Genomic DNA, 23,524 nt, shown 5'->3' with positions numbered 1-23,524 from the left:
CATGGTTTGGTTTGCACTTGGTATGTCCGCATTGAGTGCCTTGCTCCTGGTCTGGCGCATACAGCTGTCTCTCGGGCCAGCATTGCGGCGCTACCGCGAGGTCTATACCCGCCAAACCCATGTCACGTTGGAGGAACTGTTTCTCTTCGTGGACGACGATCACTTGTGGTTAGGAACGCTGATGTTGGCGTTGATGGCGGGAGGGTTGATATTCGCGTGTACGGGGAGTTTCCTCGCCATGGGGGTGATTGTCCTAGGTACTTTCCAAGTCCCGCGTTTGGGTACACGTTGGCTGCGTCGACGTCGGTTGTTTCGATACGAGCGCGATTTGCCAGCAGCGCTGCAGGCGCTGGCGGCCTCGCTGCGATGTGGCCTGAGTCTACCAGCTGCGTTACGGCATCTGTTGGACTATAGCGAGGCACCGATCACGCAAGAATTCGGCCTGTTGTTGCGCGAGCATCGAGTGGGAGTGCCATTCGATACTGCGCTTCAGCATCTGGGCGAGCGAGTGCCATCCGAAGCCAATATCCTGCTCGTCGCCGCGTTGCGCGTCGCTTCCCAAACTGGAGGCGCGCTCGCTGAAACCCTGGAGCGGCTCGCCGTGACGCTACGCGAGCATCAGCGCATGCAAGACAAAGTCAGGACTTTAACCGCTCAAGGCCGCCTTCAAGCTTGGATCGTCGGCGCGTTGCCCTTGCTGCTGCTGGTGGCGCTAAGCTATCTGGATCCTGATGCGATGCACCAAATGTGGACGACTACCGCGGGCTGGATCACCCTGGCCGTGGTCGCTACCTTGGAGCTAGCGGGCATATGGCTCATCCGCCGTATCGTGACGATCGATATCTGACCGGGGCAACCATGTGGATGCTACTCGGGATAGTGCTGGCGGGACTGGCGGCTTCCAGCGTGACATGGCTGCTATTGAGAGCAATCAGTGCATCGGGTCGCGTGGGTGGCTCCACATACGTTCCAGTCGCATGGCGCCTCGCCTGGCCGTGGTTATCAGCATGGTCCGCCGTGCTGGGCCGTCACCTGACCTGGCGCCAACGAGAATGGTTGACGGCCTGGGCGCAACAGGCAGGCTTGCCTCCTTGCGTGACCCCCGCGCATCTCTGCGCCTGTGGAGTGAGCGTGGCATTGATGGGCACATTCGTTGGGTTTTACCTGGCTGTATTGGCCGACTCGCGCCAGGCGCAGGCTTATGCGATGCTGTTTGGCGCGGTTTTCGCGGTGGTCTGGCTGGGGTCGGTGCTAGATGCTCGGGTGCAGCGTCGCAGGCGAATCTTTGAACGCTCCTTGCCGTTTATGCTGGATATGATCACGCTCTGTGTGGAATCGGGCCTTAGCCTGCATAGTGCGCTGCATCTGGTGGCAAAGATGGGCCCGCCCGGTCCATTGCGCGACGAGGTCTCCCACGCGCTGACGGATATGCGTGCCGGTGTTCCGCGCCAAACGGCGTTGCAAGCCTTGGTCACGCGATGTGGCAGCCCAACCGTACGTGCCTGGGTGTTGTCGATGCAGCAAGCCGCGGAATCTGGCATGAGCCTGAGCGTGTTCTTGCGCGAGCACGCCGCGCATACCCGTCTGCAACGGGTACAGCGCGCCGAGACATTGGCAATGGAAGCACCGGTGCGGATGCTGCTGCCCTTGATCGGGTGCATCTTTCCCTGCACATTCATCGTTTTGGCATTCCCGATCGTCGTGCAAATATGGGGGGGTGGATGACACATCCGCGAGCCTCCAGGAATCGCATCCGTCTCGTGCGGGCGCGCGGCTTTCTCGGCCGCTTACGTGGGCTCTTGTGTCGCGCTACCGCGCCAGGGCCGCGCACCGGATTCTGGCTCAAACCTTGCTCGTCGATCCATACTTTTGGCATGCGGTTCGCTATCGATGTGGCTTTCATAGACCGTGCGGGCAAGGTGCAACGCCTTGTCCGTAATGTGCCCCCCGGGCGTATGGTGTTCTGCTTTGGAGCCGCCTCGGCGGTCGAGCTGGCGGTGAACCGCTATGAGTCAACGCCAAGATACCGCCGGCGGCTACAGGTTGCGGTGGCTCAGGCCAGCCGAGCACGAAGAAAATGAGCCGCTCGGACGAGCGCGCAAATAGTTCCATCGGATTGGTCTGATTCTTCAAACCGCAACGGAGTCGTAGACTCGCCTCGTTCCAGGTTGAAATCCTTGTAGTGCCTGCATGAATCACCCAGTTTTCCGGTGAAGTCAGGCCATCGGCAGCCCTTTAGCGCTTTTAGAAGCTTGGGTAGTGTTGCGGCCGTCCTTTCTTTATCGAGTAACAGCTGTGCACCTTGTTAGTTTGAGTAACCAGTCGGAGAGACTTGGAAGGTTCCCCGTCATTCCCTCCCTATTGGCTTTTGCGCTTCGTACATCTCCGGCCACATCATGATCAAGAATCGAAAGTGTCCGGGCCGCGTTATCGCAGGACTATTGTTTACCCCCGGTTGGATGTCGGCATGGGCGCAGACGCTGCCCATCACGCCGGATACGGGCGAGCTGGGCAACACGCCGGTGCTCAGCGAGAGCCATGGCGTGCCCGTCATCCAAATTGCCCCGCCGTCCGCGAAGGGCGTTTCGCATAACCGCTACCTTGAATTTAACGTTGGTACGGGCGGCGTGATCCTGAACAATGGTGCGGATGTCAGCCAAACGCAGCTGGGTGGCGAGATCTCGGGGAACCCCCAGCTGGGCGGGCGCCACGCGGCGGCGATCCTGAACCAGGTGACCGCGGCGAATCCCTCGCTGCTGCGCGGCATGCTGGAAGTCGCCGGTCGCTCCGCGCATGTCATCATTGCCAATCCGGCTGGAATCACATGCGATGGATGTGACTGGCTGAATGCCTCGCGTGTCACGCTTACCACCGGTCGGCCCCATATCGGGACGGGGGGTGATCTGGCGTTCGAGATCACCTCCGGTACGCTAAGGATCGACGGTGAGGGATTGAAGGGTGCGAATGCGGATCAGGTGGACCTGCTCGCCCGAGCATTGATCTTGAACGCGGGCGTGTGGGCCGATCGCCTGAATGTGGTGGCCGGTGCGGCGCACGTTGACCTGGACACCGGGCAGGTGCGCAATATCGCCGGGCGAGGCCCGCAGCCAGAGGTGGCATTAGACGCTTCCGCCTTAGGCGGCATGTATGCCAACAGCATTCGGCTGGTGGGTACGGAAGCAGGGGTGGGGGTCAACTTAGGTGGCACTCTCGCAGCGCTGACGGGTGATCTGACGGTGTCCGCAGCGGGAGATATAAACATCACACCGCATTCCACCATGATCGCCAAAGAGAGGCTTTCTTTATACACACCCGCAAAGGCGGATATCCGCAAAGCCACCTTGCGTGGCGACCAGATCGATATCGGCGCGCAGCAGTTGCGCACCGGCGACGGCAAGCTGCTTGGCGGCGATATTCGCGTGAATTGCCAGGGTGATCTTGTGCACCTGGGCGCCATCTCTGCGGGTGGATCCGCGCAGTTGGAAGCGCGAAACATCGTCAACGAGTCGGGTAGCCTCGTGCAAGCGGGTCGGGTAACGGTCGTCGCCCGAGACGAACTGCGCAGTGCTGGCGCTGACTTCGTGGGCGAGAGCGTCGTGCTTTCATCGGGCGGGGACATGTATCTTTCCGCCGACGGGCATCCTGCAGCCGTGACTCCGGCGCAGCGTATCGCCTTTGCTGGAGCGACGCACATTCAGGCCGGCAATTTGACCATGCACGCAGGCAACGATATCGACATGCATCAGGCATACCTCGCGGTCGATCGCGATGCAAACATGTACGCCGCGCAGACTATCCGCTTGCATGATTCCTTGCTGTCGCATCCCGACATCCAGGGATCGCCTAATCATGAAGCCAGGGCCGATCAGAAAGCGCTACCGGACATCGCAAAGCTAAATGCGCTTGAGCCATCCCGACACGTTTCAAATGAGCCGCAGCAAACCAACGCCATACCACGCGCTAGAGAACTGCGCCTGAGCGCTGGCCGGGACATCGAAATTAGCGCGGGCACGGTGCATGACAGTACCTCTTTTGTCCAGCGAGACAGTACCCAGGGCTTGCTTTGGTCAACCATCGTGGACACCACGACTTCAGCACGTTCGGCTAGGGCGCGCGCCTCGATGCTATCAGGACAGAACGTCGAATTATTGGCGGGCCAGGACGTCGTCATTTCGGGCTCCGATGTCGGTGCCCGAAACAATCTCCGGATCACAGCAGGGCGCGATGTGTCGATTGTGGCCGCAGCGCATCAGAAAGAAACGCGGCGGGTGGAACAAACGCGTATGACAGGCGCGGGCGTCCTGAGTCTTCTGAGTATTGGACGAAATACACAAACGCGAACGCACCAACTGAATGAAACGCGCCTCGACCCGAGTCTGATCGGCAGCCTGACCGACAGCATCACGATAAAAGGGGGTCATAGCGTTAACGTCAAATCCAGCGGCATTGTGGCGCCCGGGGGGGACATCACCCTGGTCGCTCCGCGTGTCGCCATTCATCACACCCCGAGGCCTCAACGCGCCACAGAAAATGTCGAGCAGCTACGCACCGGCGTCTCGGTTGTCGTCGGGACACCCATACTCGCCGCAGTCCAGCTAATGAGCGAAATGGCCGAGGGCGCCGAGCCCAGCGCCAGCCGGCTGTTGCAAACCCTGCCAACAGGCGCGGCTGCCTTGGCGATAGACAACACACTTTCCGTGATCAGGGAGCAGCGCGCGGTGCCGGACGGAAACTTCGCGGATTACATCGGCAACATCAGGACGAGTCTCCAAGTGGAGGCCGGTATGCAGGCCGCGGAAACGCTGACCGAGTCAACTCGCGTCGCACCAGCCTTCGTCACCGCGGGGAGGAGGTTAACCGTGCATGCATCCGGGCGCGAAGCTCACCTGAGCGTACAGGCATCGACATTGTCCTCGAATGGCGATGTATCCCTGGTCTCGCAAGGGGAGATCGAGTTGCGCGGTGCGCGGCACGAAGTTGAGCAAAAGCGCACCGGTGGCGGTTCGGGGGGGCGTATTGGTATCGGCGCCTCGTTAAGCGCCGCGGGTCCGGCCCTGGGTACGCATTTGGGCGCCAACTATGCCTCGATGCTGAGCGAGGCGGTCGACAGCGATGTGATCCAGGCACGCGTGCAGACTGGCGCAAGGCTGTCCGCGTCGGCGTCATCGCACATGACACTGCAGGGCGCTGATGTGACCGCGTGGCATGCGACGGCGAACGTCGGCGGCGATCTCAATATGGAGAGTCTGGGCAGCGGCAGTCAGCTGGTCAGCGAGGCCAAACGCATGAGTGCGGGTGGCGTGATTGGAGTCAGTCTGACCGGCACTATTAGTCTCGCGGACAACGCATTCCATGGTTCATATGCGAGCGTCAAGGAAACGACCGGCGTACACGCCGGGTCCGAAGGCTTCGATATCTCGGTGAGTGGAGGCACCTCGTTAAAAGGTGCCTCCATTACCAGCGCGGCGTCGGACATTGACCGCAATCGTTTCAAGACGCGAACCTTGCGTGCAGAGAACGTCATCGACCATGCAGACCATGAAGCGGTGGCGCGAACCCTGGGTGCCGTCAAGTACACCCTGGCCGGCGGCGGTGTTGCACCTTCGTTCGGTTGGGCGAATCGCGCGGATAAGGTCCAGACCGTGACGCCTAGCATCATCACCGGGTTCGCGTCGACTTTGCCGCAGACGCCATCGCAAACCGTACCGCTCGCAAGCGTGGTTTCATCGCACGGCGCGCATGCCGATGATGACTTCAAAAGTGAGTTGCCGCACGTTCACTTGATGCGTCCATGGGACGCGGAGCGACTCAGCGCGCAGGTCGACTTCGAAGCAGGCGTCATGTCGACCTTTATGCAGCAAGCAGGGCAGACGTATCGGGTCTACACACACGACGCGTTCAAACCAGGCGGCGTCTTTTCAGGGCAGCCCCTCGTTGCGCTTGACGATCCGACGCCCCATGAAGCCACCGACATGGCTCCAGCGTGGGTTCCGGTGCGGGTTTCCGATGCCGAAGTCAGCATACTCGCTGGTGCGCGATAACGGGTAGCGGTGGCGATCAGCCACGTTCTCGGGCACTAAGAAGGGTCCGGTTTTCAAAATTGATCGAATGGGGGATCAGCGATGCGAGTTGCGTCGATGATCCCAGCGCAAAGCGGGGCTGCGGGGCGCGTATCGCGGCTATCTCCGTGGCGGCCGCTGCGTTGCGTGATCGTGGACTATGGGTAGTCTTGCGGCTCGTTCGTTCCTGATCACAACCATGGCCCCGAGCAAGACCTATACCCGTCGAATTGTCGTGGTGCTGCTAGCGTCGCATGGCTGGATATCAGCCGCCGCGCAGCAGTTGCCTATCACCGCAGATCACAGCGTGGAAGCCTCGGCCCCGGTCGTGGGACAGCAGCATGGCGTGCCCGTCATTCAGATCGTGGCGCCTTCGGCGGGCGGCGTTTCGCACAACCGGTACGAGCAGTTCAATGTCGGGCCAGCTGGTGTCATATTGAACAATAGCGGCAGATCGAGCCAGACACAGTTGGCCGGCCAGATCGCGGGCAACCCGATGTTGAAAAAGGCACACGCGAGCGCGATTCTGAACGAAGTGACGGCGGCGAATCCATCACAACTGCGAGGGATGCTCGAAGTCGCAGGACCTCGCGCCCACGTCATTCTCGCCAATCCCGCAGGGATCACTTGCGATCAGTGTGGCTTTCTAAACGCTTCGCGCGCGACGCTCACCACGGGCCGTCCGGAAATCGGCCCACGCGGAGACCTGGCGTTCCGGATGTCCTCGGGTACCTTACGGATAGAGGGTGAAGGACTCAACGGCACGCAAACCGATCAGGTCGATCTGCTGGCGCGCGCCCTGGTGCTTAATGCCAGGGTGTGGGCGGACAAACTGAACGTCGTTGTCGGGCCCGCAAGAGTTCAGGCGTCCTCGGGCAAGGTACAGCCGCTGGAGGCCACGGGCGAGAAACCCGCATTGGCCCTGGATGCCACGGTGCTCGGTGGCATGTACGCCAATAGCATCCGGCTTGTGGGCACCGAGGCCGGGGTGGGGGTGAATATTGGCGGCAATCTCGTGGCGCTCACGGGCGACCTGACGTTGTCGCCGGCGGGCGATGTTCAAGTATCTCCGAAGGTCGCGCTCACCGCGAAGCATAAGCTTGCCGTACATACGCCAGGACAGGTGACCACGCGCGAGGCGACCTTACATGGTGCCCGGGTAGAGCTATCCGCCGGTCGCTTGGACAACCAGCAAGGCAGCATCACCTCTGGCTCGGGTATCACGTTGAAAGTGCAGGACGACTTGCAAAACCGCGACGGCCTGCTTGCCGCCTCTGGCGTTCATACGATCCGTGCTGCGAATGTGCTGAACCGTGGGGGCACCATAGCGGGCGGCCAGTTGAACGTCACTGCCCAAAACACAGTAGACAACCGCGGGGGCGCAATGTTGGCCGACATGGCATTAAGCGTGTCCAGCCGGAAGCTGAATAATAGTGGCACCTTATCGACCAGCGAGGCGAAGACGGTCGTGCCGGCCTCGCCACCCGGGACACCCGGCACGATATCCGCCTCGAGCGCAACCGGTCTGTCGGGACACACCGTCAGTCTTCAGATCCCGCAGCTCGACAACAACAAGGGTTCCATACGGGCGATTGCGGATCTGAAGATTGACTCGGATAACCTCCAGAACGCCAACGGATTGATGACAGCGCAAGGCAACGTCCAAATCACGACGCGCCGGCTCGCCAACCGCGATGGCAATGTTACGGCGCAGCAGCGACTGAAGCTGAATGCGCGCGAGTCCCACTATCTGGGATGGTTGCATGCGGGTACCGACATCGACTTTACGTATGCAGGGTCACTGACTCCCGGCAAAAATATCATCGCTGGCAGGGATATCAAGCTGACGCTCGGTGGCGACCTCGTCAATAAGCGGCAATTTGGCGCGGTGCGCGACTTGCGTATCCAGGCGCAGAACGTACGTAATGAAAAATCCGGTGCATTGCTAGGCGGCAATCATGTTCGGATAGACGCTGCGCATTTACTCGACAATGCCGGGCTGGTCGATGGAAAATCGCCCCGTATTGAGGCCGCGCAATTGAAAAACACGGGGCGCATCTATGGCGATTGGATGAACATCGTCACCGGCGAACTCATCAATGAGAAAAATGGCAAAAGTACCGCGCACATTGCGTCACGCGGTAATCTAAATATCGCCGTCGGTTCAGCCACCAATCGCAACAACGCAGTGCTCTATGCCAAAAATAAGCTGCGCATTGGCCGCCATTTAGACAAGGCCTTGGGCGTTACGGGCGAGGCCGATACTGTGGTGAACCATTCGGCGACTATCGAGGCAGGCGGCAGCATTCTCATCGCCGCGCGGCAAACACGAAACGAGAATGTGGATTTTGCTGCAGAACCCGTGCGGGTGTCATCTCGCCGCAAAGTGTATTTCAGTCCCGCGGGCAGCACGGATATGTACGATGCCGCGACGACTTGGTTGTGCGATAAGGTCACGCCGGCGTGTAGCCATGGTCCTCACTGGCTCAACGACGACCCTGAGCGAAGGTTGTTGTTGCCCTCCAAAAAGTATCCGTCGTCGCGCTATGGCCCGCCGTTTAGCTACACCCCCAAACGACACGGTGTGGGCGGCGTTACCAGTCCCATCGCGCTCTCGTATATAGCAGGATCGCCTGGGCGCGACGGAAATCGCGGTAGAGCCGATCAGTTCCTATACCCTCCCGATTCGCCTATCTGGGCCATATTTGGCCTTGAGCCTCCGTCGGCACTGCCCTCGCGCGCCGAGTACGAGCGACGGCCTCGCAAACGGCGTGGCGACATCGCACGCTATGAGGATCTCCCTGAATACATCGCCTTTAAACAGCGACATCAGCAACTCGATGGACGGATTCGTGCGTTTAACAGGGATTTCCTGAGTCGTCTGGTCAAAGACTTCACCTTTTATGAGGTCGAGGAAGTCGTCACGCAGAGCAAGACGATACGCAGCCATCCTGGCCGCATCGTTTCACCGGGGCCTATCACGCTAAAAGGTACCGTGACCAACGATAAGAGCCAGATCGCCTCGGGCGGCAAACTGCGCGTAGAGGGGCCGGCCATTCAAAATATCGGGGCGACTGGCTGGCGCACCGTCACGCGCGAGGGGCAAGCGACGTATACCCAGGCGCGACGCAGTGATCGCAAAGCACACCGATACCACTACGCCGTGACGGCGGAGAATACGCCATTCGATATGCCTGTCGGCCCGCTGCGGTCGGCGATGTCGCAGACGGTGAACGTGCCCGCTCGGCTTGATACAAACCAGCTGTTTGGGACCCTGATGGCGGGGCGCAACACGCATTTGATTAGCCAAGGCGACATCCACAATAGCGGCACCATCGGTGCGTCCCAGGACACGGTGATGAACGCACGCAATATCGTGAATCACTCTGGCGGTCTGATTCAAGCGCAGCGGATTGACCTCATCGCGCGGGAGAACCTGAGCAATCTCGCCGCGCGCATCCAAGGCGGCAAGGTATTGCTGGCGGCCGGACAAGACGTGAACCTCATTTCCGCCAAGGGATCGCATGAATCCACCACGACCCGAGGCACGCATCTGGCGGGGGCATCCAGCGTCAGTGCCAACGAGCTCACGGTGCGTGCCGGAAACGACATCCATATGTTGGCCGCCAAGGTTGCCGTCGAGCGCGACGCGCAGTTGCAGGCCGGCAGGGATATTCGCCTCGATCCCGCGGCACTCGAGCACCACGAAATCATGGCGAACGGCAAACGCCATCGTCACGAACTCAGCATCGAGAAAACACATGGATCCACCGCTCAGGCAAAAGGCAATCTCGCCCTCGCGGCAGGCCAAGATGTCGCCACACAGGCTGCCGAGGTTCATGCGCAAGGCAAACTTAGCATACAGGCTGGCCGTGACGTTGTAATTGGCACCGCGACAGAGCGTGGCAACGCCAAGGATCAGCACCAGGAAAAAAGAAAAGGCCTGATATCGCGAAAGACGCAGGAATCCGTCGCGTCCAGTGACTGGGAGCGCACGCAAGCGTCGACGCTGACAGGGCACGAGGTCGAAATCACCGCCGGACGCGATGTGACCGTTGCTGGTTCAAACGTGGGAGCCAGCCAGGATCTCTCGGTGTCCGCCGGGCGCAATATCACTATCGCTCCTGGTAAGAAGCGACACGATGCGCAGCGCATCGAAAAGGTGCGCAAATCAGGCGTCGGCGCGACTGGCGGGCTGAGCATTGGACGTAGCACGCAGCCGCACACCCTCGAGCGCGCAAACGATGAACATGTGCCTAGCATGCTGGGAAGTTTGACGGGTAACACCAGTTTGCACAGTAATCAAACGATTGACATTACTGCTGGACGATTCCTGGCGCCTAAGGGGAACCTCACGCTCGATTCGAAATACATCGAGATCGGCACAGCGCGGGACACCCATTTCATCAAGGAGTCCTTCGAACGTAAGCAAAGCGGCGTCTCCATGCAGATCAGCACCCCATTCTTTGATGCGATGCAGAGGGTAGAGCAGCTGTCGGACACCGCGGATCGCGCTGCCCATCCATTGATGCAAGGTTTGGCTGCGGCTACTGCGGGTTTGACGATTGCCGATATGGTGCGCGATATCCGAGATCGAGGCACCGCCCCCAAGGCGAATGCTATTGATAAGATCGGGAACGTCCGGGTCAGCATAGAGGTCGGTAAAAGCAAACAGTCCACGACAACTGTCACTGAAATGAGCCGGGCTGTGGGCTCTGTTCTTGCCGCAGGGGAAAATGTGGTGATACGTGCGGGGGATCCCGATACGGCAGGCAGCGTCCATCTCCATGGCTCCACCGTTTCGGCCGACGGCGATGTGACCATTGTCACTGAAGGCGATATCCGCTTGCAGGGCGAGTGCAACACCTTGGACAGGAAACAGATTAGCCGAGCATCTGGCGCGGGCGTGGGCTTTGGTGCTTCATTAGGCGGTAGTGATACCTCGATGGGTGTACATACGCACGCTCACCGAGCCGCGCATGGGGCGGCTGGCGCTGAAACTGAGGTCGTCGCAACACGGCTGACTGCGGGAGGCACCGTTACATTAAAGTCTGGATCCGACGCAGTCTTGAGCGGCGCCAGGGTCAACGCACACCAGGTCACCGCAGAAGTCGGCGGGAATCTGCTGATTGAGAGTTTGCAGGACACCAGCATTTATGAGGGTGGGGGCACGCAGGTTGGCGTCAATGTCGCGATAGGTGCGGGCAGCGTTTTCGGCGGTGCAAGCTTGTCGAATACGCACGTGCAGGGCAACTTCGCCAGCGTGCGCGACCAAAGCGGCATAGAGGCGGGCGACGGCGGTTTCGATATAAAGGTCCAGGGCAACACCCACCTCAAGGGCGGAAAAATCGTCAGCAATGCCGCTGCGGCGGACGAAGGACGAAATCAATTCAGCACCGGTACGCTGACGAGCGAAGACATAGAGAACCACAGCCACGCCAAGGCGGTGGGCGTAGCAATCAATACGGCAGGCCAGTCCGGTACGTTAGGCCTTGCGGTGGCGCCGGGCGCCAGTCAAAAGCACGACAAGGCGACCAGCACCACATACAGCGGTATCAGCCCGGCCACGATCAAAATCCAAGATCAGGAAGCCCAGCGACGCCTGACCGGCGAGACCGCGCAGCGCGTGCTCGACGCTTTGAAGCGGGGTGTCGTGACCGGCGCCGATGCAGCCGCATTGGAGCAGACCTGGGACGCCGAAAAACTTGGCGCACAAGTCGCCGCGCAGGCGGAGATCATCGCAGCGTTCACCGACCAAGCGACTCAATCCGTCAAACTCTATACACAGTCCAAGCGCGCTGCGTTGCGCGAGCGAATCGGGCAGTCCACCGACAAAGCGGAAATCGAGCAACTGCGACGCCAAATCAGCGATTTGAACACGCAAGAGCGCGTGGTGAATGTCGTGATCGGCGCATTAACGGGCTCCACCGGCATCTCTGCCTCCCATGCCGTGCTTTCCGAAGCAGCCGATCGGATGCGTGAATACACCATCGCTGATTCCAAGAAGTTCAAGGGGATAACGGATGGCGAAACGACCCTGGACAACATCAGCGGCAAAAGTGCAGGGATCAGAGGCGATGGATTCAATACCGCAGGTGTGCGGGTCGATCTGGACAATCTTTGCGGCGTGGCGAATGAGCGCTGCAAGGTGCAGTTCGATGAACATGGGCGGCCCATATTGGGCGCCAACGGTTTGCCGGTGCTAGCGTTAAATCCTCAGGGCATGGTCCAGTTCGATACTGAAAAAGCGAAATTAAGCTTGGCCGAATATTTACAAACAGATCACGGCAAGAAAATGTCTGGGTTTACCGGTGGAATCCAGGGTGCGGAAAGTACGCTCGGAGGTATGCCGTATAGCCCAGGTAGTATCTTGGACATCCTACATGAAGGCTTTGGTGGTACGCACGATTTCATCGGCGGAACGTTGAGTGGCCTTTATGATGCGCAGGGCAACGCCCGGCGCGGACGGAGCGTCACGGAGAAGGTGGTCCATGAGGTATGGAGCGGGGCCGCACTCGTTCCGGCGGCACCTTTTGCGCTGGCAGAAGTCTTACCCCCCGAAGCATGGCGGCTGCTCGATCTCATGATGGAACTAAAGAAGTGACCGCGCGACCTATACAGGTCCGCTCCGGCAGTGACAGCGCTGCGTTCCAGCATTGCGACTTCCACTACGCCGTCATCGGCCTCTTCTGTTGCACGTCAGAGCAATCTTCAAAATGAGCCGATTGTCATACTGCTTCATTGCTGCTTTTTTCACCCTCGCAGTGTCGGGTTGCTATATGAGCACCAACGGCTACCTTTGTGCTCTAAACGAGCCGGAGATTTATTGCGATAAAAAAATTCGCGCCGTGCTACTTACACCTGTCAAACTCATCGACGACTGGGCCTTTAGCGGAAGGAGCGAACAGACCCGCTTGGAAGACTGGGTGCAATGCGGGGGAATGTGGAACGGCGAATACGGAGGGATACGCGAGCTACCCAACGGAGAGAAACGCACTACACAGCAAGTGCGAGCTGAGTCTCGTACGCTGTTCTACGCGATACAGCGCTGCATGCTCAAGAAAGGGTACGAGTATGTCGGCCTTTGCTACGACAGTGAAATTTCGCGTGCTCACCCAGCGTGTCGACACCGAGCCGGCGAGCCGTGGGAATAAGCTGCGCCGGTGGGGGCACGAATAATTGGTGTGCGTTCCCAGCACCAAACGCGGCGCGCTACTGAGTCAAAGCTTCTTCCGTAAAAAACCTCTCCCGTAACGCCGGCAGCCCCACACGATCCAAAATCTCGTGCAGCCGTTCCGCTGGCTTACGACGAGGCAGATCCTTGTACTGCGCGATGATGAGTTCGTTCTTCATCGAATGCTCCCATCCGACCAGCTCTGTAACGTTGACTTGATATCCATGCGCCTCGAGCTGCAAGCAGCGCAGCACGTTCGTCAACTGGCTGCCGAACTCGCGCGTATGCAGCGGCCGACGCCACAACTCAGACATCGGGTCTGCCAAGGCGCGGCTCTTGTTTTGCCGCAATGCGGCCGCCACCTCTGCCTGGCAGCAAGGCACCAGGACAATAAATTTCGCTTGCTTGGCCAAAGCGAAACGGATCGCATCGTCCGTCGCCGTATTGCACGCGTGCAGTGCCGTGACCACATCCACCCGCGCCGGCAAGGCGTCCGAAGTGATCGAATCCGCCACCGACAAATTCAAAAATGACATTCCGCTAAAGCCAAGTCGGCTAGCCAGCGCTTGAGACGACGTCACCAAATCGGCGCGCGTCTCGATTCCATAGACATGCGATTGGTCATGCAACGCCTTGAAGAACAGGTCGTACAGAATGAATCCCAAATACGACTTACCGGCGCCATGATCCACCAGCGTCACCGCATCCCGCTCCTGCTTGACCTCCTGTAGCAATGGCTCGATGAACTGGAACAGGTGATAGACCTGTTTGAGCTTGCGTCGGCTGTCTTGGTTCAGTTTGCCGTCGCGCGTGAGGATATGGAGTTCCTTGAGCAGTTCGATCGACTGATCGGGACGGATTTCGGGCGTTGAGGACATCAGAAAACAGACAAGAGAGGGGCGTGAAGGCTCCAGTGTACTGAAATTGATGGGGAGAGAGGTGTGTTGCAAAACGAGCAACCGGTGCTAACCCACAGCCAAGATAGCGCTCTTATCTACATGGCAGCGCCTGCCTGCCTACGCGAACTCGGCCCCAGCTGTCAGGGCAGCGCCCTATTGACAGTTGACATTTAATGAATCAAACTGACATTTCAATCGTCATAATATGACTTTATTAATTAATATCATACCGATTTCGACGTTGGAGCGGTGCTTCTGCTGACCTTTGTGCTTCGCCGCTCAGGTGTTCGGCGCCAACCAAATGTTGATTTGGTTTTGTCTACCTTGCTCGCTCAGTTTCCTATTCGGACTACACATGGCAACCGTGAAATATTCGAAAGCGTTCCGCCTCAACACCTTGAGCGCGATGATCGGATTAGCTTTGGCGGGTGGAGCCTATCTACGAACGGCAACAGCGTCCTGTGACTTTATGCCGACCTATATAGCGTGTAACTCCGACACCGAACTGTCTTCGACGCTTGGTTCCGGACCGAACACTGCCCCCAAGACGAGTGTGCTTGTCGATAACGGCGAAGTGACGATCGGAAATGAGTCGGCGGTAAGCTTGGGAACCGGGGGTGACGTATGGATTGCAAGCGAAGGTGCAATAAAAAACTCGGCATCCAGCGTCGGAGGGGGTGGCTATGGCCAGGGTCGTAACACAGTTGAAGTGGGAGCCAACAGCGAAATAAATGTTGGACAGAATGCTTCTATCGAATCTCTCGGCACTGCCCCCGATGCTAGCGCAGTGGGGATGGTGGGTCGTGGCAGCACGTTGACCGTGGCTTCGACTGGCGTTGTTTCGGCCGCTAACGCGGCGGCGATCAAAGTTTGGGACGACGGCGTAGCAACTGTTACGACCATCAATAACTCTGGCCTGATTAGCACCGGCAAGAGGGTCGCGCCACACGGCGACGATATCGTCATCGATTCCAGTGCATCGTCCGGCGCTGTGATCCTGGTGAATTCGGGAACCATAGAAGGGAGTCTGAAGCTCGGCGCCGGCAACGATCACATTACCACGGGGGGCGCGATTACCGGCGATATTGATGGCGGTGCCGGCTACAACACACTGGATCTGGACGATTACGGGCAGGCTACCAAGCTGACTGGGAACATCAATAATATCCAAGAGATCAATCTGGAGGGCGTGTTCTCTTGGACCTTATCAGGGGATATAAACAGTCCAGCCGATACTCCAATAGCCATTGATGTAAAAAACGTTGCGCTTACCCTCTCAGGCACCGTACACGGAGACGTCTCGATATCCGGCGCAGGTACGGTGCAGCTCGGTGCCGGCGGAGATACCGGTACGATCACCGGAGACGTGGACAATAGCGGTACGCTGGCGTTCAACCGCGGAGATACCGCCACGTACGCTGGCACGATAGACGGTACAGGCAAAGTCCGGCAGACGGGAGCGGGCACGACGGTTCTGACCGGAACGAATACTTATACCGGCGGGACGACCATCACGCAGGGAACATTGCAGATAGGCGATGGTGGCACTACAGGCAGCATTACAAATGACGTCACCAACAACGGAACGCTCGCAGTCAACCGCAGTGACTATATTTCCATCGGCGGCAAAATCGATGGTAGTGGCAGTCTTGAACAGCTCGGTACCGGCACGCTCGAACTAGCCGATGGCAATACCTACCGGGGCGGAACGGTCATCAAGGCGGGCGTGATCGCCGTCAACGCCGACAGTGCTTTGGGGGAGAGCACTGGCCGCGTTACCCTCGCCGGCGGTGCCCTGCAGTTGACCAATGACGTGACGTCGGAACGTGACGTCGTTATCACCGCGGCATCCGGCACTATCACTGCCGATCGCCGCATGACCACCACGCTCAATGGAACGATTTCCGGCGATGGTGCCTTGATCAGTGACGGCTGGGGCACACTGGTGCTCAACGGCGATAACTCCTATAAGGGAGGAACTGCGATTCGTAACGGCACGGTCTCTATCAATGCTGATAGTGCGCTGGGCGACGCCACCGGTGCGTTGACCTTCGATGGCGGCACGCTCGCCTTAAGGGACGCTGTGACCTCGAAAAGAGCGATCGAGTTGTCGATCAACACCGGCACAATCGCCGCGACCACGGATGCTACAAGCGTATTCCATGGAAGGATTTCCGGCGTTGGCCAGTTGGAGATAGAGGGCCCCGGCACGGTGGTGCTCACCGCTGACAACGAGTACCAAGGCAACACGTTGATCGAGACCGGCAGTACGTTGCAGCTGGGCGATGGCGGGGTTACCGGCAACATTGTAGGTAACGTGGACAATGATGGACGGCTGATCGTTAATCGCCAGGGAAACATTGGATTGAATGGCGACATCATAGGCACTGGCAGCCTGATTAAAACCGGCAGTGGCACGCTGACTTTGGGCGGCGCGAATGAGTATGCTGGCGGAACGTGGATCAACGAGGGAGCGATTGCCATTAGTGACGGTGAAGCCCTGGGGGATGTCTCAGGGGCGCTCACGCTGGCCGGAGGGGCACTGCAGTTGACCGATAACGTGACGGTGGATCATCAAATCGTTATCACGGCGGCATCAGGGACTCTCATTGCCGATGCCGGCACGACCAGCACAATCAATGGGACGATCTCCGGCAGTGGCGGCCTGACTAGCAGCGGCCAAGGCACACTAGTGCTCACCAGCGATAACGTCTATACGGGAGGCACTACGATTGGCAGCGGTACCACCGTGCGGGTCGGCAATGGCGGCACGACCGGCAGTATCCAGGGCAACGTGAAAAACGACGGACAGCTGATCTTTGATCGCCAGGATGACATAGCGCAGCCCGGGACGATAAGTGGTGCGGGCAATGTGGTCCAGATGGGTAGCGGCACACTTACATTGAGCAGCGGCAACAGCTATGTCGGCGGCACCGTCATCAGCTTGGGCACAATCGCCATTGATAACGACGATGCGCTAGGGGATGTCAGTGGGGCACTCACGTTCCAAGGTGGCACGCTGCGATTGACCGATGACGTGACGTCGAACCGGGAGATCAAGGTCACCCAGGGCTACGGCACCATCACCACCGATGCCGGCAAGAATAGCGAGCTGAATGGGACGATATCCGGTGAAGGCGGCTTGACTTTCAGTGGCCGGGGTACGCTGGCGCTAAATGGCGTTAACTCGTATAGCGGAGGAACGACCTTCGACTCAGGCACGGTGGCTATCCGGGATGATCGTGCGCTGGGCAGTCTCGACGGCAATTTAACTTTTAATGGCGGCACTCTGGCGTTGATGGAGGCGGTGACTTCGGCGAGAGAGATTCAGCTTGGGGAGTTCGGGGGCGCAGTCTCATCGAGTACGGAAGCGACGAGCGTGTTCAGTGGGGTGATATCCGGCGAGGGCGGGTTGTCAATCGAAGGCCCCGGCACGATCGTGTTCACCGCGGACAATAGCTATCAAGGCAGCACGCGGATCGACACCGATGCCAAACTACAGCTTGGCGATGGCGGCAATACGGGCAGCATCAAGGGCGCCGTGAGCAATGATGGGCAGCTGATTGTTAATCGCGCGAATGCGATAACGCTGGACGGCAAGATTGACGGCTCGGGCAGCCTGCTCAAGACCGGCGGCGGCACACTCAACTTAAGCGGTGCGAATGACTATGCCGGCGGAACGCGAATCAGCGGGGGAACGATCGCCATCAGTAACGATCAAGCCCTAGGCATGGCCTCTGGTGCACTAACACTTGACGGCGGCGTTCTGCAGTTAACCGCGAACGTGACGTCAGACCGCTCGGTCATCATCACGAACGAGTCAGGCGAGATTCGTTCCGACGCAGGGACCACGAATCAATTCAATAGCCGGATCACCGGCAATGGCGGGCTGACCGTGAGTGGCGGGGGCACGCTCGTGCTCACGGCAGATAACGATTACGAGGGCATCACGCACATTCGCGACGGCAGGCTGCAACTGGGCAATGGCTCGAACACTGGCAGCGTCAAGGGGGACGTGATCAGCGACGGGACGCTGGTCTTCGGTCGCGGCGGTGATTTTTCTTTTGACAAAGAGATCAGCGGCTCCGGAAATGTCGAGCACATCGGTGGCGGCACGCTGACTCTGACCGGCGAGAACTCCTATACCGGCGGCACGTTGATCCAATTCGGTACGGTTGCCATTAGTCAGGACGGCGCATTGGGCAAAGACGGCGATCTCACGCTCGATGGCGGAAGTGTTGAACTTTTGGCCGGCCTGACATCGACGCGCGACATCATTCTGACGCAAGCGTCGGGATCGATCGCCACCGCCGCAGGGACGACCAGCACGATGAGCGGTGAGATCTCAGGCCAGGGCGAGCTCACTAGTCGTGGCCCAGGCACATTAATACTGACGGGCAATAATTCCTATCAGGGTGGCACGACAATACAAGACGGGACAGTGTCCATCAGCAACGATTCCGCGTTAGGCGCAGGAGGAAGGGTTGCGCTCGACGGAGGCACTCTTGCACTCGCGGGAGATGTCACATTGGATCGAACGTTCGCGTTAAGTGATCGGTCTGGGACCATCACGACCGGCGCTGCCACCACCAGCACGATTAACGGTGTAATCGGAGGTTCGGGAGGACTGAGCGTTCGTGGCCCGGGTACGCTGGTACTGACGGGCACTAACCTTTATCAGGGCGGGACGAGCATTCGCGAGGGAACGCTCTCCATCGACAGTGACCAGGCGCTCGGCAATGCCAACGGTGCTGTGACCCTCGATGGAGGAAAGCTGGCGTTATCTGGCAACGTGGCATCGGCGCGCAACATAGCGATAACCTCGGCGCAAGGGACCATCTCTACCAGTGCAGGCGTGACGGGCTCCTGGCAAGGCACCATCACGGGCACCGGCGCGCTAATCAGCGAGGGCGCCGGCACGCTGGTACTGACAGGCAACAATGCGTATCGCGGCGGCACCATCATTCGTCAGGGCTCGACCGTTTCTATTGACCAAGACCGCGCGCTTGGCGACGAGGGCGCAGGCGTGACCATCGAGGGCGGTACATTGGCGCTGACGGACGATGTCGAGTCCCGGCGGGCGATCACCCTGATTGATGTTCCCAGCGGGCGGTCGACGATCAGCATGCAGGCAGACACGCAAAGTACCTGGATGGGGCAGATTTCCGGTGAGGGGGGGTTGATCGCGAGTGGTCCCGGAAAACTGATCCTGACTGCCGAGAACAACTATACGGGCGGCACCTGGATCGATGAGGGCACGCTGCAACTCGGCAATGGGACAGGCTCGGGCAGCATTACGGGCGATGTTCGTAACGATGGCAGCCTGATTTTTAACATCGGGGAGAACACGCAGTTTGCCGGCAACATCACTGGTACCGGGTCTGTCGTGCAGACGGGGCCGGGCATCACGACGCTGACGGGTAATAACGCCTATTTCGGCGGCACAAGAATTGAAAGCGGCACCTTGCAAGTCGGTGATGGAGGAAACCAAGGAAGCATCACCGGTAATGTCGCCAACGAAGGTACGCTGGTCTTCAACCGCAATGACCTCCTTGCATTCGATGGCAAGATCAGCGGGACCGGCAAGGTGGAGCTTACAGGTCTTGGCAAGGTGGTGATGCTTGGAGACAATGACTACGCAGGCGGAACCGACATCAAGGCGGGTACGTTGCGGTTGGGCAATAACGATGCGCGGGGAAGCATCACAGGCAATGTCAACAATGAGGGCACCTTGGAATTTGCCCGCAGCGACGATATCTCCTTCGGCGGTGAGATCCGTGGCACCGGTAGCGTCATTCAGGCTGGTGGCGGCAAGCTGACGCTGACTGCAGCCAATAGTTATAAGGGCGGTACGCGGCTGGCATTTGGCACGGTGGCGATCGGTACTGACCGCGCGCTGGGCGATGCCGAGGGCGGCGTGGTGTTTGACGGCGGCGCACTGCAGTTGACGGGGGATGTGACCTCGGCCCGCGCGATGGTGCTGAATAGCGCAGTCGGAAAAATCATCACCAATGCTGACACGACCAGCACGTTTGGCGGTGTGATCTCAGGTCAAGGGATCTTGCGCATGGAAGGTCCCGGCACCTTGATATTGACCGCCAATAACGCCTACACGGGCGGCACTTTGATCGCAGGCGGCACCTTGCAATTGGGCGATGGCGGGGACTCTGGCAGCATCTTGGGTGATGTTTCGAATCAAGGCAGACTCCTCATCAATCGTTCTAACGATATGGAGTTCGGCGGACAAATCTTCGGTAGCGGCTCCTTAGCCCACACCGGCCCGGGCACCCTCACCCTGACGGCGACCAACGTCTATACCGGTGGCACGACGATTGAACAAGGCACGTTGGAACTTGGTAACGGCGCCACGTCAGGCAGTATCCAAGGCAACGTGACGAACGATGGGACTCTTTCCTTTAATCGCCGCGACGACATGATCTTGGCCGGTGACATCAGCGGGTCGGGTTCGGTCGTGCAGAAAGGTAGCGGTACTACGATTCTGACCGGGGCGAACAGCCATCGCGGCGGCACGGTGATTCAAGCGGGGACATTGACCATCCTCAGAGACGGCGCCTTGGGCGACAGCACCGCTGGCGTTGAACTCGCCGGCGGCACTCTGGAGCTGGCGGGTAACGTGGAATCGAATCGGCGAATCGACATCACCGCCGAATCAGGAAAGATCGTCGCAAGTGCGGGCACCACTAACGTTTTACGTGGGGTCATCAGCGGCACTGGCGGTTTGATCAGCGCCGGCCCAGGTACATTGGTGTTGACCGGCAATAACACCTATCTCGGAGGTACCACGATTACCGCCGGCCGGGTACAGCCGGGCGCCGTAGATATTCCTCTGGCCACCGGCACGCTGCAGCTCGGCGACGGCGGCACCTCGGGAAGTATCCAAGGCGACGTGGTCAACGATGGTGCGCTTGCGTTTAATCGCAGCGATAACGTGACCTTCGATGGGCATATCAATGGCTCGGGTTTTGTCGTTCATCAGGGCACGGGCACGACGACCTTTACCCAAGACCACTCATACACGGGCGGTACGCTGATTCAACGCGGTACGTTGCGCTTGGGCGACGGTGGCGAGACCGGCAGTATTCGCGGCACCGTCGTGAACTTTGGTTCGTTGGTGGTCGACCGCAGCGATACTTTCGAGCTCGATGGCGTGGTGGCGGGCACCGGCTCGTTCGTCCAGCAGGGTAGCGGCACCACCGTGCTCACCCGCGATAACGCTTTTGAAGGCGGCACCTCTATCGCAGGTGGCACGTTGCAATTGGGCAATGGGGGCACCACCGGCAGTATCCGAGGTGATGTGGCGAATAACGGGGTATTGGCCTTCAATCGCAGCGATGCCCTAATGTTTACCGGCAAGGTGAGCGGCAGTGGCGCTCTGGTTCAACAGGGCTCGGGTACCACCGTACTGACCGCCGATCACTCCTATACCGGCGGCACACGCATTACGAACGGCACGTTGCAACTGGGCGATGGGGGCAAGACGGGTAGCATCGTCGGCGACGTGGCCAACGACGGCAAGTTCGTCTTCAACCGCAGTGACATGTTGAACTTCGATGGCCAGATCAGTGGCACGGGGCAGGTTGTACAAGCCGGCGGTGGCACAACGATCTTGAATGCCGTCAATACTTATCAAGGCTTGACGACGGTCGCCGCAGGCGCGCTGATTGTGGGCGATTCGCCGCAGAGCAGCGCCGCGCTATCGGGTGGCGGTGGCGTGCAGGTCAATCCGGGCGCCACGCTCGGCGGTTACGGGGCGGTAAGCGGCAACGTGATCAATGGCGGGACCATCTCCGTGGCCGATGCCTTACCGGGATTCAGCAACAGTGGTGCCTTTACCGTGGTTGGCAAGCTCGACAACAGTGGGCTGATTCAGCTGGGCGGCCATGCCGTTGGCAACCGCTTGAACATCGTCGGCGACTACAACGGCAACAACGGCATGATCGCGCTGAACAGCGTGCTCAACGGCGACAGCGGAACCTCGGATCAGATCGTGATCCGACAAGGATCGGCGGGCGGCTCCACTGCCTTGCGCGTAAGCAATATGGGCGGGGAAGGCGGCTATACCCAGGGCAACGGAATCGCTGTGATCCGGGCCGAAGACGGCGCGCGGACGGCTGGTGGAAGTTTTGCGTTGGCGGGCCCCGTCGTGGCCGGGCCTTATGAGTACACCTTGTACCGTGGCAGCGTCGATGCCAGTGCGCCGGAGGACTGGTATCTGCGTTCCAGCCAACCTGGCTCGGGCGGCGACCCTGGTTCTGGAGGCCAGCCTGGTTCTGGTGGCCAACCGGGGTCTGGTGGCGAACCTGCTTCCGGCGGCCAACCCGATTACCGGCGCGAAGTCTCGGTCTACGGCACGCTTGCACCGACTGTGCTGATGTATGGTCGTTCTCTGCTAGACAGCCTGTCCGAGCGTTCGGGGTCATTGGAACAGGCTCAACGCGGCGCGGCACTTAGTGGCAACCGCGTCTGGGGCCGCTATATCGGTTCGCAGGGCACCCGAGCGGGATCCGATGACGGTATCTACGGCAACGAGGGCGCGCGGCATGATTACCGGTTTAACGGTATGCAACTGGGCGCCGACCTCTTGCGGCGGCAGCGTAGCGATGGCAGTCGCGATATGGTGGGGATCACCGCAGCGATGGGTGAAGCGACCACCACGGTGGAGCACTACAACGGTGACGATGCGGGCAATGGCCAGGTCAAGGCGTACTCGCTTGGGGCTTACTGGACGCACCACGGTCCACAGGACTGGTATCTGGATACGGGCCTCATGGTCAGCAAATACCGCTTGGAGGGCGATTCGCACCGTGGCCTGCCCAAAATGCGCACCGATGGCTGGGGCGTGACAGCCAATGTGGAAGGCGGCTACCCCTTTAAGTTGAACGATCAATGGGTGCTCGAGCCGCAGGCGCAATTGACCTACCAATGGGTCGATATCGACAGCGCCCATGACGGTGCCGCCAACGTCCGCTTCAAGAACGTCGAGTCGCTGGTTGGCCGGGTAGGTGTCGAGATGGGCCGCCATTGGAAAGGCAGTGCAAAGGACGAGGCCTATTCCATCTTTGCGCGGCTTAGCGTGTTGCATGAGGCCCTGGGCAAGCCGAAGACCGAGTTTTCGTCGGAAACGGGCTATGTGCCATTCAATAGCGATATTGGTGGAAGCTGGATGCAGGTCATGCTGGGCGTGTCAGCCACGGCGACGGAGAAAATGAGTATCTACGCGTCCGGCGCCTATCAGGAAACCTTCGCGGGCGCCAAAGCCGATGGTTGGAATGGCAAAGTGGGCGTGAATTGGCGGTGGTAATCAGTCGCCACGAGCCCGGACAGCGGCCGGACAAGCCGCCGTCCGGCTCACTGCTCCACAGCGCTATACG

General features: G+C 59.5%; 7 protein-coding genes. 6 read left to right on the top strand and 1 reads right to left on the bottom strand.

What is annotated here, in order from left to right; translation table 11 throughout:
- Positions 1–22 precede the first annotated feature (22 nt).
- The 5 genes from GOQ28_RS07790 to GOQ28_RS07770 all read left to right on the top strand — a co-directional run bounded on the left by GOQ28_RS07790 (position 23) and on the right by GOQ28_RS07770 (position 12,663).
- On the top strand, positions 23–847 hold the full coding sequence (locus GOQ28_RS07790) for a type II secretion system F family protein (RefSeq protein ID WP_202109662.1): 825 nt from the start codon (positions 23–25) through the stop codon (positions 845–847).
- Positions 811–1,725 (top strand): type II secretion system F family protein, encoded by a 915-nt coding sequence (locus GOQ28_RS07785; protein ID WP_236844269.1) that lies wholly within the window; start codon positions 811–813, stop codon positions 1,723–1,725. The genes GOQ28_RS07790 and GOQ28_RS07785 overlap by 37 nt, the downstream gene beginning before the upstream one ends.
- Positions 1,710–2,081 (top strand): DUF192 domain-containing protein, encoded by a 372-nt coding sequence (locus tag GOQ28_RS07780; RefSeq protein ID WP_336603755.1) that lies wholly within the window; start codon positions 1,710–1,712, stop codon positions 2,079–2,081. The genes GOQ28_RS07785 and GOQ28_RS07780 overlap by 16 nt, the downstream gene beginning before the upstream one ends.
- A gap of 315 nt (positions 2,082–2,396) precedes the next feature.
- Positions 2,397–6,041, top strand: coding sequence for a two-partner secretion domain-containing protein (locus GOQ28_RS07775; protein ID WP_160356057.1), 3,645 nt, complete (start codon positions 2,397–2,399; stop codon positions 6,039–6,041).
- A gap of 217 nt (positions 6,042–6,258) precedes the next feature.
- The gene (locus GOQ28_RS07770) at positions 6,259–12,663 is read left to right on the top strand and encodes a two-partner secretion domain-containing protein (protein ID WP_160356056.1); all 6,405 of its coding nucleotides are present in this window, start codon (positions 6,259–6,261) and stop codon (positions 12,661–12,663) included.
- Between the two features lie 608 nt (positions 12,664–13,271).
- Here GOQ28_RS07770 and GOQ28_RS07765 read toward each other — a convergent pair.
- A complete protein-coding gene (locus tag GOQ28_RS07765; protein WP_160356055.1) occupies positions 13,272–14,111 on the bottom strand; it encodes a class I SAM-dependent methyltransferase in 840 nt (279 codons plus the stop codon).
- An 814-nt stretch (positions 14,112–14,925) separates the two neighbouring features.
- On the opposite strand from GOQ28_RS07765, the gene GOQ28_RS07760 reads away from it, so the two are divergent.
- Entirely contained in the window at positions 14,926–23,454 is an 8,529-nt protein-coding gene (locus GOQ28_RS07760) for an autotransporter-associated beta strand repeat-containing protein (protein WP_160356054.1), read from the top strand.
- Positions 23,455–23,524 lie beyond the last annotated feature (70 nt).

The sequence above is a fragment of the Bordetella sp. 02P26C-1 genome (assembly GCF_009763255.1).
Lineage (GTDB): Bacteria > Pseudomonadota > Gammaproteobacteria > Burkholderiales > Burkholderiaceae_B > Bordetella_A.
This window is presented reverse-complemented; position numbering and strand designations above follow the sequence as displayed.

Excerpts from the sequence above, each read along its gene's own strand:
- GOQ28_RS07790 (WP_202109662.1), top strand. The coding sequence starts at position 23 with ATGTCCGCATTGAGTGCCTTGCTCCTGGTCTGGCGCATACAGCTGTCT.
- GOQ28_RS07760 (WP_160356054.1), top strand. The coding sequence starts at position 14,926 with ATGGTGGGTCGTGGCAGCACGTTGACCGTGGCTTCGACTGGCGTTGTT.
- GOQ28_RS07780 (WP_336603755.1), top strand. The coding sequence starts at position 1,710 with ATGGGGGGGTGGATGACACATCCGCGAGCCTCCAGGAATCGCATCCGT.
- GOQ28_RS07775 (WP_160356057.1), top strand. The coding sequence starts at position 2,397 with ATGATCAAGAATCGAAAGTGTCCGGGCCGCGTTATCGCAGGACTATTG.
- GOQ28_RS07765 (WP_160356055.1), bottom strand. The coding sequence starts at position 14,111 with ATGTCCTCAACGCCCGAAATCCGTCCCGATCAGTCGATCGAACTGCTC.
- GOQ28_RS07785 (WP_236844269.1), top strand. The coding sequence starts at position 811 with ATGGCTCATCCGCCGTATCGTGACGATCGATATCTGACCGGGGCAACC.
- GOQ28_RS07770 (WP_160356056.1), top strand. The coding sequence starts at position 6,259 with ATGGCCCCGAGCAAGACCTATACCCGTCGAATTGTCGTGGTGCTGCTA.